This is a genomic window from Allosaccharopolyspora coralli (assembly GCF_009664835.1).
GTDB lineage: Bacteria > Actinomycetota > Actinomycetes > Mycobacteriales > Pseudonocardiaceae > Allosaccharopolyspora > Allosaccharopolyspora coralli.
This window is the reverse complement of sequence record NZ_CP045929.1, coordinates 3,383,229-3,395,540: the sequence shown is the minus strand read 5'-3', so window position 1 is coordinate 3,395,540 and position 12,312 is coordinate 3,383,229. Positions and strand designations below refer to the sequence as shown.

Here is a 12,312-nt window from a genome sequence, read left to right as displayed (position 1 = left end):
ATGACCAGGGCATACGCGAGTGCGGTCGTGCCTGCGGGCGCGCAGGACGTGTGGAGCCGGGTGCGGGAGTTCAACGGGCTGCCCGACTGGCATCCCGCGATCACCGGAAGCGAACTCGAAGGGGCGCCGCCCGCCGTCGAGGTCGGCGCGGTGCGGCATCTGACGCTCGGTGACGGCGGCGCGGTGGTGGAGCGGCTCGTCGCGCTCGACGACGGCGACCGTTCGATGACCTACGACATCCTGAAGAGCGCGTTCTCGGTGCGCCGGTACCGGGCCACGATCCGGGTCCGGCCGGTCACCGCTACCGCGGACACCTTCGTCGAGTGGTACGCGGACTTCGACTCGGAGGGTGCCGACGAAACCGAACTCGTCGAGTTCTTCAGCGGAGGCGTGTTCGGCACCGGACTGCGCGGGCTGCGGGACCTCTTCGCCGGGTGAGGCGGGGAGTCCATTCCGGAACGGTCGCGGGCCCGTCACGGTGTCGCAGCACAAGGCCAGGACCGGCATGCCTTGACAGTGACCCCATGCGGGTCCGGTTAGAGTCGGCGCGTGACCAGCAGCGTGACCTCTTCCACACCTGACAGCAGCGGCCGCGCCGGCCGGGTCGTCGTCACCGGGGGCTCCGGGTTCGTCGGCCGGGCCGTGGTCCGGGCGCTCCTCGACCGCGGCACGTCCGTCGTGGTGGCCGACCGCGAGCCACTGCCCGCCTCGGTGCGCGACGACCGCGTGACGCACGTGCAGGGCGAGCTCGCCGACCCCGACGTGCGCGACCGCGCCCTCTCCGAGGGGTGCACCGGCGTCATCCACCTCGCGGCCATCACCTCCGTGCTCAAGTCGGCCGAGCAGCCCGCCGAGACCTTCGAGACGAACGTGCGGGTCACCCACGAGCTGCTGGAACTCGCGCGGCAGCGCGGCATCGGGCAGTTCGTGCTCGCCTCCACCAACGCCGTCGTCGGCGACATCGGCCACGGCACGATCTCCGAGGACCTGCCGCTGCAGCCGCTCACCCCGTACGGGGCCACGAAGGCGGCGGGCGAGATGCTGCTCTCCGGTTACGCCGGTGCCTACGGCCTCGCGACCGCCTCGCTGCGGTTCACCAACATCTACGGCCCGGGGATGGGACACAAGGACAGCTTCATCCCCCGACTGATGCGCGCCGCGCTGGCGGGCGAGGGTGTGGAGGTCTACGGCGACGGCTCGCAGAGCAGGGACTTCGTCCACCTCTCCGACGTGGTCCAGGGCATCATGGCCGCCTTCGACAAGCAGTACACCGGCAGCGCGATCATCGGTTCCGGTGAGTCCATTTCGGTCACGCAGCTCATCGAGGCCGTCCGCGCCGCCACCGGCGAGCCGCTGCCGGTCGAGCACGTGCCCGCCAAGCAGGGGGAGATGCCCGCGGTCATCGTCGACGTCTCCACCGCCAAGCGCGAACTCGGCTACACGCCGACGATGGGACTGACCGACGGTCTTCGTACGGTGTGGGACGACTTCCGCGCCGCGGCCGCCGACGGAACACCGTGACGGCGGTGGCGCGTCTGCTGCGTCGGCACTGGCTGCTGGCGCTGCTCGTCCTCGGCGGCGCCACACTCCGGGTGATCACCCAGCTCGCGTACCAGCCGGCGCTGCTCTACATCGACTCGTTCCGGTACCTCGAGGACCTGGGCGTGTTCTACCCCGGCGGGATCAACCCGATCGGCTACGAGGTCCTGATGCTGGGGCCGTTGATGCTGCTCGCACCCTTCGCGGGTGACTTCGCGTTCGTCGTCGGCGCACAGCACCTCATCGGGATCCTGCTCGGCGTCGCGATCTACGTGCTGCTGCGGCGGCTCGGCGTGCGGAACTGGCTGGCCGCACTGGCCTGCGCACCGGTGCTGCTGGACGCCTACCAGGTGCAGATCGAGCACATGATCATGTCCGATCTGCTCTTCCAGGTGTTGCTGCTCGGTGCGGTCGCGCTGCTGACCTGGTGGGGCCCGCCCGGCCCGAAAGTGGCCGCGCTCGCCGGCCTGGTTCTCGGCCTCTCGGTACTGGTGCGTCTCGTCGGCCTCACCCTCATCGTCCCGGCCGTGGTGTTCGTGCTGGTCGCAGCCGGTATGCGCCCGAAGGGCGGGTGGCTGCGCCGGATCGGGACGGCGGCCGCGCTGACGGCGGCGTTCCTGGCCGTGGTCGTCGGCTACGGTTTCTACACGCTGTCGACGACCGGGAACTTCGCGCTCAGCGGCACCACCGGCAGCGTCGTCTACGGACGGACGGCCGTCGTCGCCGACTGCGCGGCACTCGACCTGACTCCGGAAGAGGAGATCGTCTGCCCGGACGAGCCGGTCGAGGAACGGCAGGAACGCGGCATCGACTTCTACATCCACGTCTTCGCCTACCCCGGGGTCCTCGAATCCCTCCCGGAAGGCTTCGACTACGCCGCCGCGCAGAGTTCGTTCGCGAAGAAGGTCGTGCTGAACCAGCCCGGCGACGTCGTCAGCGGCGTCGTCCGCGACTTCCTCAAGGGATTCGCGCCGACCCGCACGCAGAGCCCCGGCGACGTGCCGCTGGATCGCTGGCAGTTCCAGCTGCAGTACCCGTTCCACGACATACCCGAGTGGTACGTGATGGAGTATCTGGAGCGCTACGACGACGGCGAACTCTACGTCGACGTCGAGCTGGCTTCTTGGCTGCGCTCGTACCAGCTCAGCTACGGGTACACCCCGGGTACCGTACTGGGTGTGCTGCTGCTCGCGTCGGTGGCTGCGATGCTGGGCGTGGGGAGGGCGAGACGATCCGGATTGCGTGCGGCGTGCCTGCTGCCCGCGGGACTGGCGACCACCGTACTGTCCACGGCGGCCGCTATGGAATTCTCGTGGCGTTACCAGTTGCCCGCACTGGTGCTGCTGCCGATCGCAGGAGCGCTGGGGCTCACAGCCATATTCGGGCGGAGACCCGACGACGCCGGCGGGGAGTCGGCGGAGGCGAGCTCCGTGACACCGACAGGCCGGCCGGCTCGGGCGGCCCCGAAGGAGAGCGACATGACCGCGACGTTCCCCGACGAGGTGGACCGCACTGCGCTGGACGACTACGCGGAGCGGTACGGCGACCAGGGATTCGCTCCGGTCGTCGTCCTCATCGCCGCCTACAACGAGGAAGCCGCGATCGCCGACGTGCTCGACGGGATGCCGAGCACTAGCTGCGGGCTCGACGTGGACACGCTCGTCGTCGTCGACGGCGCCTCCGACGACACCGCCGACGTGGCCAAGCAGCACAACGCCTACACCTGCGTCGTGCCGACGAATCGCGGACAGGGCGCGGCGCTGCGCCTCGGCTACCGGCTCGCCGGGGAGCGGGGCGCGAAGTACGTGGTCACCACCGACGCCGACGGCCAGTACGACATCGCCGAGCTGCCGAGCCTGCTGCAGCCGCTGATCGACGACGAGGCCGACTTCGTCACCGGGTCGCGACGCCTCGGCCGCAGCGAGACCACCGACGGGCTGCGCAAGGCCGGGACCTACGTGTTCGCCTGGGTCGTCAGCGCACTGACCGGCCAGACGGTCACCGACACCTCGTTCGGGTTCCGTGGCATGAAGGTCGAGGTCGCGAACACTGTCCGGCTGGAACAGAACCAGTACCAGTCGTCGGAACTACTGGTCGGCGTCCTCGCGCACGGCTACCGGGTGCTGGAGAAGCCGATGACGATGCTGGAACGGTCGGCAGGGGAGAGCAAGAAGGGCAACAACATCCTCTACGGCTACCGCTACACGAAGGTCGTGCTCGGCACCTTGTGGCGGGAGCGTCGCGAGGAATCCCGCCGTGCGCAGGACCGGGTCGACGACAACGTCTCCGCGGCGACCGCCGGTTCCACCGGACACCACTGACGACACCGGCCACGGAGGACACCGGCACCGGCGCTCAGGCCTCGGTGCTGACGTCCTTGCGGTGCGCGGTGAACACGAACCGGTCGATGAGGAAGAACTTCACCACGAACATCGCCACATAGGTCCCGAGGAACGCGGCCTGCACCAACGCGACCTGCGTCGGCCGTGAATTCGCGAACCAGGTGACGGCGAGCTGTTCGACACCGGTGGTGACGAGCGCGGCGAGCACCGCGGTCCCGACGGACACGATCGCGAACCGTGCGAGCTCGCCGCGAACGGCGTCGCCGCCGCCCCAGGTTCGACGGTTGAGCAGGAAGTTCGGGATCGCTCCGCACAGCCAGGCGAGCATCGTGGCCAGCGGTGGCGGGGCCCCGAGGCTGTAGGACGCGAGGAACACGAGCTGGCTGACGACCGTCGCGACGGCCGAGGCCGCCGCGTATCGGCTCACCAGCCGCCAGTAACGGCCGAGCAGACCGGGCCTGCCGCTCTCCTGCACTCCGGTCCCTTCCGGTGGGTGTCACCTGTTCGGATCGAACGATACCGAGCGCCACGAGCGTCGCCTCGTCCGCCGCCCCCCGATCCGTGGCCGTCCGCATGGGACGTGCGCTGGCCAATCGGGACATCGCTGGCGTGTCGGACAGCGCTGGGCAACCATTGCCCACACAATGCTTCGTCGTGCGGGTATGGGATGAGAGCATGCTCGTGGTCATCTCGACCCGGTGGTGGTAGAAGAGGCGTACCTTCACCGTGCTCGAACAGAGCACTGCTTATCGTGCCGGGTGTCCCGGTACCTCGGAAAGCCTCGGGGCTGCTCCGGTGCCGGCGGTGCCGCCCATGAACAAGGGAGAACAAGGCGTGCGAATCCTCGTCCTCGGGGGGGACGGCTACCTCGGTTGGCCGACCGCTCTGCATCTGTCCGACTGCGGTCACGACGTCGCAGTCGCCGACAACATGGCTCGGCGGGCCTACGACCACGAGATGGGCGTACAGAGTCTGGTTCCGATCGAACCGCTTCAGGTCCGCGTCGATGCGTGGCGCGAAGTCTCGGGTAAGACGATCACCTCGTACTACGGTGATCTCGTCGACGCCGAGTTCACCTACGCGATGGTCCGCGACTTCCGTCCGGACACCATCGTGCACTTCGCCGAGCAACGTGCCGCGCCGTACTCCATGATCGACCGCAAGCATGCCGTGTACACCCAGCAGAACAACGTGGTGGGCAACCTCAACGTGATGTTCGCGATTCAGGAGATCGATCCGGAGATCCACCTGGTCAAGCTGGGCACGATGGGCGAGTACGGCACGCCGAACATCGACATCGAAGAAGGCTGGCTGGAGGTCGAGCACAAGGGCCGCAAGGACCGGATGCTCTTCCCGAAGAAGCCGGGCTCCTTTTACCACCTCAGCAAGGTGCACGACAGCCACAACATCGAGTTCGGCTGCCGCATCTGGGGCCTGCGGGCCACGGACCTCAATCAGGGCGTGGTCTACGGCCAGGAGACACCGCAGACCAAACGCGACCCGCGGCTGGCGACGCGGTTCGACTACGACGCGATCTTCGGCACCGTGCTGAACCGGTTCGTCATCCAGGCGGTGCTCGGGCACCCGCTGACCGTGTACGGATCCGGCACGCAGACTCGCGGCATCATCGACATCCGCGACACGGTCGAGTGCATCCGTCTGGCGTCGGAGAACCCGGCCGAGCGCGGTGAGTTCCGGGTGTTCAACCAGATGACCGAGAGCTTCTCCGTCGAGGAGATCGCGAAGGTCGTGGCGAACAGCTACGACGGTTCGGTCACCGTGGAGCACCTCGACAACCCGCGTGTCGAGCAGTCCGAGCACTACTACAACGTGGTGCACACCGGTCTGGTCGAGCTGGGTCTGGAGCCGCACTTGCTGTCGAACACGCTCATCGAGTCGCTGTTCGGGGTGGCGGAGAGCTTCAAGCACCGTGTCGACGACGCCGCGATGCGTCCGACGGTGAAGTGGCGTGAGGCGTCCAGCCCGATGCGGACGGGCGACTGACGCACGCTGTCGTTGGGAACTCCTCACTGAAGGTCTTGCTCGGTGGGTCGGGTGGCGGAACCTCAGCGCTCTCCTCGCTGCTGGATCGGTTTCTCGAGTAGCCACCTAGGCCACGAAACGCTGTCCTCGCGAGGAGGACGCTGAGAACCCGCCGGTGGCTCGGCTGCGTACGGGGTCAATCAGCGGCTCCGCCGCTGACACGACACGACGACAGCTCATTGGGGTGAGGAGTTTTTCAGGGGCCGCGCTGCCGCTTCGGCGGGGGCGCGGCCCGTTTCTCGTCCGTGGGGCCGGACGGGTGGGAATATGCCGAACTGTATGGAATATGCCACCGTGCCTTGGCAGACTGGGCGGTCCTGCCGGCGGGCGCTGTGCCCGGGCGGGGTCACGGTACGGGGAGCGGTGCCCCGGGCGCTGGTAGCACCCGGGGCACCTACCGTGTCGGTGTCAGATCGCGTTGTGGAACTGAGGTAGGTGGTCGGGTACCGCCGCCCCAGTTCGCGCCTCGCGGCGTTGGGGTGAGCTTCCCCCGGTGGACCGGACACTCGAGTTGATTGGAGAGTGTCCGCGTGACCGAAGGGCAACGACGAACCCGTCGGAAGTTCTCGGCGGAGTTCAAGCGGGATGCCGTCGAGCTGGTGCTGACCGGCGGCAAGTCGGTGGCCGAGGCCGCCCGGGATCTGGGGATCTATGACTCGACCCTGGGTAACTGGGTCAAGCAGGCCCGCATCGACCGGGGCCAGCAAGAGGGCTTGAGCACCTCAGAGCGCACGCGGCTGGCCGAGCTGGAGCAGGAGAACGCGAAGCTCCGTATGGAGCGTGACCTGCTCAAACGAGCCACGGCCTTCTGGGTGAGGGAGTCGACAGAGTGACCCGCTACCGCTTCGTTGACTCCCAGAAGGCCGACGGCTTCACGGTAGCGGCCGCCTGCCACGCCGCCGGGGTCTCGACCTCGGCCTACTACGACTGGCGACGAGCCCAGGCCAGTGAACCGAGCCCGGCCCAGCAGGCCGAGGACGACCTGGTCACCGAGCTCCACTCGGTGCACGAAGCCTCCGGTGGCACCTACGGCTCACCCCGAGTGCATGCCGAGCTGCGCCACCGGGGCTGGGTAGTCAACCACAAGCGCGTGGAGCGGTTGATGCGGGCTCACGACCTCGTCGGTGTGCACCCGCGCAAGCGGGTACGCACCACAGTTCCCGCGGACCAACCGGAACCCGCCCCGGACCTGCTCGGTAGGGACTTCATGCCCGGCCTGCCAGACCAGCGCTGGGCTAGCGACATCACCTACATCCCCACCGACGAGGGCTGGTTGTACCTGGCCGCCGTCCTCGATGTCGGCTCACGCCGGGTACTGGGCTATGCCATGGCCAGCTACCTGCGCACCGACCTCGTCGCAGACTGCCTGGACAACGCGGTAGCCACTCGCGGTGGCAACGTCGCCGGGGTGATCTTCCATAGCGACCGCGGATGTCAGTACACCAGTGCTCAGTTCGCCCAACACTGCCGCGAACTGGGCATTCGGCGTTCACTCGGGCGCACCGGGATATGCTGGGACAACGCCATCGTGGAGTCGTTTTTCGGGGCCCTGAAACGAGAACTCGTGCACCGACACCGCTTCACCACCCGAGCCCAGGCACGCCAGGCCATCTTCGTCTGGATCCAGACCTGGTACAACCGCAGACGACTGCACTCCACCCTGGGCTATGCCAGCCCCGAACAATGGGAACAGCAAGAGATACCCGAGGCCGCATAACCACGTGTCCGGCCACCAGGGGGAAGGTCAGGGGTCCTCTTGAGTACCACGCGTACGCGGCGAGAACCCCTGCCTTGCGAGGCGCGAACTGGAACGCCGGAGCCCCTCACTTTTCTGCGGCTGGGCACGTATGACCGTGCCCTACGGGCACCAAGGACAGTTCCCCAATGCACTCTCAGCGTGAACTGGCTCTTGTGCCCGTAGGGCACGGTCACAAGTGACCAGCCGGGGCAAGGTGGGACGCCGGTACCGGACCACCCACCAAGTTCCACCATGCCCTCTCAGCTGACGACCGGTTCCTCGGCTTTCTCTTCGACCGCCTCGGTGCGACGCTCCAGCACCACGTTGTAGACGGTCCAGGCCAGCGCGGCGAGCCAGGTGACCGTGAGAACGCCGTAGAGCACGACCGGCGGCGGGAACGAGAGGTCGAAGGCGTTGACGAGGGTGCGGCTGTTGGTGAGCACGATGAGCCCGCCCGCTCCGACGCCGATGAGTCGCATCGGCACGATCCGCACCAGGTAGGCAGCCAGCGGTGCCGCGATGACGCCGCCGAGCAGCAGCCCCGCCACCGTGATCCAGGACAGGCCGGAGCTGCCGAGCGCGAAGAGGAACCCGAAACTCGCGGCGATCGCGACGAAGAACTCGCTGGTGTCGACGGAGCCGACGACCTTGCGCGGTTCGATCTTGCCGGTGCTGAGCAGCGTCGGCGTGGACACCGGTCCCCAGCCGCCGCCTCCGGTGGAGTCGATGAACCCGGCGATGAAGCCCAGCGGCGCGACGAACTTCGGACTGACTCCGGTGAGCTGTCGCCGCCGGACCGGCCGGAACGCGAACCGGAACAGCACGTAGGCGCCGATGACGACCAGGATCGTGGCCATCCACGGCGCGGCGGCCGCGGTGGAGAGATTACTCAGCGCGGTGGCGCCGAGGAAGGCGCCGATCGCGCCGGGGATGCCGAGAGCCAGCGCCATCTTCCAATCGACGTTGCCGAAGCGCCAGTGCGAGAGGCCGGAGGCCACGGAGGTACCGATCTCGGCGAGGTGGACCGAGGCCGAGGCGGCCGCCGGGGTGAGGCCCGCCGTCAGCAGAATGGTCGTCGACGTGACCCCGTAGGCCATGCCGAGCGAGCCATCCACCAGCTGGGCGATGAACCCGCCGATGGCGAAGATGATGAACGCTTGCACGTGGTGTCTCCAAAGAGGCGTGAGGTCTCTGCCGGCGGCGCCGGCGGTGAGCGTCGAGGGAACTGGAGCAGGAGCTGACGGCTCGGGTGCTGGTCAGCGCTCCGTGAGACACCCGGTGGAGACGACCCGGAGCAGGTCCACGTGCAGGCGCTGAACGAGCAGCAGTCCTGGATCGCCTTGGGTCATGGCGACAGTCAAACAGACGTGCCACCGACGCGACAGTTGTCCCACGCTCCGGGAGGTGTCGATGCAGGTCTGTGTACGCACACGCGAGGGGTGTGACCCGCGGCGACGATCATCTCCGGAAACTGTGTCCGACGTCACTGTGCGGCCGTTTCGTGGCGCGTGTCGCACGCGTGTGTCGACTCTGGGGCGATCTTCGTACTGTCCATCGTGGTCACCAGCGCTGATCATGCGAGGTCAGAGGCATGAGTGTCCCCCGTTCGTGTGGTGGTTCGGGCTCCGGGATCGCGTCGTCGGCATACCAGCCGAAATGACCTCGTGGTCGCGGGCAGGGGTGCGCGGCGTGTCCCGGGTGGACCGCCGGCGTGATCGGTGGACGACGGATCGGTGTGCGCGGCGTCGGGCAGGGTGGGCGCGTTACCCGATGGTCATCTTCGAGTGTTACATAAAGTGTTCAAAGAGAGTGATGCCACACGATCAACCTGCACCTGTTGGGTGAAGGCTTGCCGCTCCGATAACTCTTAGCTACGTTCTTCGCTGAAACGTCACGGTTCGGTCACGAGGTTCCTCGCCCCGAAGAGGGACCACCCGCCCCCCGACGGGAAGTGACCGGCCTCCCCGAGACGACGAGAGGCGAACATGGGCAAGCACCGCCAGGAGGACCGGCATACCCCGATGTCGGCGGCCTCCGAGAACTCCCCCGACCACTCCACTCCCGAGAAGTCCGGCCCCGGTCAGGGCAAGCCGCTGCGCAACAAGGTTCTCGCGGCGGTCGTCGCCACGGGCGCCTTCGTCGCCATCGGGCAGCCGCTGGCCGCCAACGCCGGAGGTGGCGACGACCGCCCGTTCGAGCCGGTCGCCGCCCAGCAGAACCTGGGTCAGGCCGTGAACGGCGACCGTCAGCAGCCCGTGGACGCCCCCGAGATCCTCAAGTCCAAGGCTGCCGCCGACGCCGCTGCCGAGCAGGCCAAGATGCAGAAGGCACAGGCCATGCAGCAGGAGCGGGAGCGGGCCGAGGCCGAGCGGGCCGAGCAAGCCCGGGTTGAGCAGGAGCGTCAGCAGCAGGCCGAGGCGGAGCGTCAGCAGCAGGCGGAAGCCGAGGCACAGCAGCAGCAGGAGGCCGAGGCGCAGCAGGCCGCGGCGTCCTCCAACCAGGCGGGTGCCACCAACAGCAGCGGCTACGCCAAGCCTGCCGAGGGCGAGTTCACCTCCGGTTACGGTCAGCGCTCGGGCTCGAGCCACAACGGCATCGACGTCGCGAACTCGATCGGCACCCCGATCTACTCGACCACCGGCGGTGAGGTCATCAACGCCGGGTCGGCCAGTGGCTTCGGCCAGTGGGTCCGGGTCCAGCACGATGACGGCACGATCACCGTCTACGGCCACGTCGACACCATCGACGTGAGCGAGGGCCAGCAGGTCGAGGCCGGCGAGCAGATCGCCACGATGGGCAACAAGGGCCAGTCGACAGGGCCGCACCTGCACTTCGAGGTCATCGAGGGTGGCAGCAAGATCAACCCGGTGCCGTGGCTGGAGGAGCGGGGCATCAGCTACTGACGAACCCGGCCACCGCCGGACGGACCCGGCGCGAGTCCCCCCGACTCGGGCCGTCGACGAACCGCCCGGGACCTGTTCCCCCGACATGGTCCCGGGCGGTTCTTTCGTGTCCGTGACCGGCCAGGGGCGGACGGAGTGAGGGCTTCGGTCAGGCACTCTGCGTGGACGGTCTCCTCGGCGCCTACGCGGACCGGCCACCCGCGAGGTGAGGTTCCGCTACCCGACCCACCGAGCAAAAACGTCGGAAGTACTTATCCGGTGCCGCTCTCGCCGCGACTCGCCTCGGCTTCCTCGAAGCGCCGGTAGGCCCGATTGCGGGCGGTCAGCACGAGGGAGGCCAGCACGGCGGCGATCAGCGACCCGCACAGCACCGCCGCCTTGACGTGCTCGTCGCGCGGGCTGCCCGTGCCGAACGCGAGCTCGCCGATCAGCAGCGAGACCGTGAACCCGATCCCGGCCAGCAGTGAGACCCCGAGCACGTCCCACCAGGCGAGGTTCTCGTCGAGCTGGGCCTTGGTGAACTTGCCCATCACGAACGTCGACCCGAAGATGCCGACGACCTTGCCGACGACGAGGCCAGCCGCGACGCCGATCGCCACCGGGTCGGTCAGCGCGCCGCCCAGGCCTTCCGAGCCGAGGGAGACACCGGCCGCGAACAGGGCGAACATCGGGACGGCGACTCCGGCCGAGATCGGCCGCCAGCGGTGCTCGAAGTGTTCGGCGAGCCCGGGCTGAGACGGGTCCTTGCTGTGCACCGGCACGGTGAAGGCCAGCAGCACGCCGGCGATGGTGGCGTGCACCCCGGACTCGTGCACGAGCAACCACGTCGCCAGTCCCAGCGGGATCAACACCCACCACCACGTCTTGCGGAACTGCACGAGGAGCCCGAACGCGGCGAGCGGAAGCAGGGCGGCGCCGAGCATCGCGGGGTGGAAGTCGTCGGTGTAGAACAGCGCGATCACCGTGATGGCCAGCAGGTCGTCGACCACGGCGAGGGTCAGCAGGAACGCGCGGAGCCCGCTCGGCAGGTGCGAGCTGATGATCGCCAGGACCGCGAGAGCGAAGGCGATGTCGGTCGCGGTGGGAATCGCCCACCCGCGCAGCGCGTCACCGCCGGTGTTGATGTTGATCGCCACGTACACCAGCGCCGGAACCGCCATGCCGCAAATCGCGGCGACCACAGGAACCAGCGCGCGGCGTGGATCGCGTAGGTCGCCCGCGACGAACTCGCGCTTGAGCTCGAGACCGACCACGAAGAAGAAGATCGCGAGCAGCCCGTCGGCGGCCCAGTGCGAGATGTCGAGGTCGAGGCCCACGGCGGCGCCGCCCGGCCACGGGACGAACTCACTGACGGTCTGATACGCCTCGCTGAACGGGGAGTTTGCCCACACCACCGCGACCACCGCGGCGGCCAGCAGCAACGCGCCCCCGACGGTCTCGGTACGCAGAATGCCGGCGAGTGTCCGCGCTTCCGGCTGTGAGGACTGGGGGAGAAGTTGCCCCTGGCCGCTGCCGTGCTGGTTCCGGTGATCCTGTGCCATCCGGCCGTCCTACCTCTCGTCGGAAACGGAGAAACTTCGCCGACCAGACTTCCCGGCACACCGGACGTGATCCTACGCGAGCCGTTCCGAGTGCCTCCGAGTATGCGCGGCAGACGCCCGGCCGAGCTGACGCGCGTTTTGCACGGTTCGGGCTGACCAGCATCGACTACGTTGAGTAGACAGTGTGAGTCGAGGTGGGGACCCAG

Annotated in this window: 10 protein-coding genes; 7 read left to right on the top strand and 3 right to left on the bottom strand. The window is 68.2% G+C overall.

What is annotated here, in order from left to right; all coding sequences use genetic code 11:
- The 3 genes from GIY23_RS15870 to GIY23_RS15860 all read left to right on the top strand — a co-directional run bounded on the left by GIY23_RS15870 (position 1) and on the right by GIY23_RS15860 (position 3,860).
- Positions 1–438 carry an SRPBCC family protein gene (locus GIY23_RS15870; protein WP_154077372.1) on the top strand — a complete coding sequence of 146 codons (438 nt, stop codon included), beginning with the start codon at positions 1–3 and terminating at the stop codon, positions 436–438.
- Positions 439–549: 111 nt separating this feature from the next.
- Complete coding sequence (locus GIY23_RS15865) at positions 550–1,521, top strand: NAD-dependent epimerase/dehydratase family protein (RefSeq protein ID WP_154077371.1); 972 nt, start codon at positions 550–552, stop codon at positions 1,519–1,521.
- A gap of 5 nt (positions 1,522–1,526) precedes the next feature.
- Positions 1,527–3,860, top strand: coding sequence for a glycosyltransferase (locus GIY23_RS15860; protein ID WP_154077370.1), 2,334 nt, complete (start codon positions 1,527–1,529; stop codon positions 3,858–3,860).
- Between the two features lie 34 nt (positions 3,861–3,894).
- On the opposite strand, the gene GIY23_RS15855 is transcribed toward GIY23_RS15860, so the two are convergent.
- On the bottom strand, positions 3,895–4,356 hold the full coding sequence (locus GIY23_RS15855; protein WP_228717321.1) for a GtrA family protein: 462 nt from the start codon (positions 4,354–4,356) through the stop codon (positions 3,895–3,897).
- A gap of 359 nt (positions 4,357–4,715) precedes the next feature.
- Between GIY23_RS15855 and GIY23_RS15850 the strand changes: the two genes are divergently transcribed.
- The 3 genes from GIY23_RS15850 (at position 4,716) to GIY23_RS15840 (ending at position 7,641) form a co-directional block, all read left to right on the top strand.
- Positions 4,716–5,885, top strand: a complete 1,170-nt coding sequence (locus GIY23_RS15850) for an NAD-dependent epimerase/dehydratase family protein (RefSeq protein WP_154078898.1) — start codon at positions 4,716–4,718, stop codon at positions 5,883–5,885.
- Between the two features lie 569 nt (positions 5,886–6,454).
- Entirely contained in the window at positions 6,455–6,757 is a 303-nt protein-coding gene (locus GIY23_RS15845) for a transposase (protein ID WP_187351909.1), read from the top strand.
- The gene (locus tag GIY23_RS15840; RefSeq protein ID WP_187351908.1) at positions 6,754–7,641 is read left to right on the top strand and encodes an IS3 family transposase; all 888 of its coding nucleotides are present in this window, start codon (positions 6,754–6,756) and stop codon (positions 7,639–7,641) included. Before GIY23_RS15845 ends, GIY23_RS15840 begins: the two co-directional genes overlap by 4 nt.
- A gap of 281 nt (positions 7,642–7,922) precedes the next feature.
- Here GIY23_RS15840 and GIY23_RS15835 read toward each other — a convergent pair whose 3' ends face one another.
- Positions 7,923–8,825: a sulfite exporter TauE/SafE family protein gene (locus tag GIY23_RS15835; RefSeq protein ID WP_154077367.1), complete on the bottom strand. Its 903-nt coding sequence runs from the start codon at positions 8,823–8,825 to the stop codon at positions 7,923–7,925.
- 822 nt (positions 8,826–9,647) lie between these two features.
- On the opposite strand from GIY23_RS15835, the gene GIY23_RS15830 reads away from it, so the two are divergent.
- Positions 9,648–10,565, top strand: coding sequence for a M23 family metallopeptidase (locus GIY23_RS15830; protein WP_154077366.1), 918 nt, complete (start codon positions 9,648–9,650; stop codon positions 10,563–10,565).
- Between the two features lie 251 nt (positions 10,566–10,816).
- Here the strand turns inward: GIY23_RS15830 and nhaA are convergent, their stop codons facing one another.
- Positions 10,817–12,106, bottom strand: coding sequence for a Na+/H+ antiporter NhaA (nhaA, locus tag GIY23_RS15825; protein ID WP_154077365.1), 1,290 nt, complete (start codon positions 12,104–12,106; stop codon positions 10,817–10,819).
- Between the last annotated feature and the right edge of the window lie 206 nt (positions 12,107–12,312).

Bases quoted from the DNA above. Each gene is read 5' to 3' on its own strand.
- GIY23_RS15870 (WP_154077372.1), top strand. From the start codon at position 1: ATGACCAGGGCATACGCGAGTGCGGTCGTGCCTGCGGGCGCGCAGGAC.
- GIY23_RS15830 (WP_154077366.1), top strand. From the start codon at position 9,648: ATGGGCAAGCACCGCCAGGAGGACCGGCATACCCCGATGTCGGCGGCC.
- nhaA (WP_154077365.1), bottom strand. From the start codon at position 12,106: ATGGCACAGGATCACCGGAACCAGCACGGCAGCGGCCAGGGGCAACTT.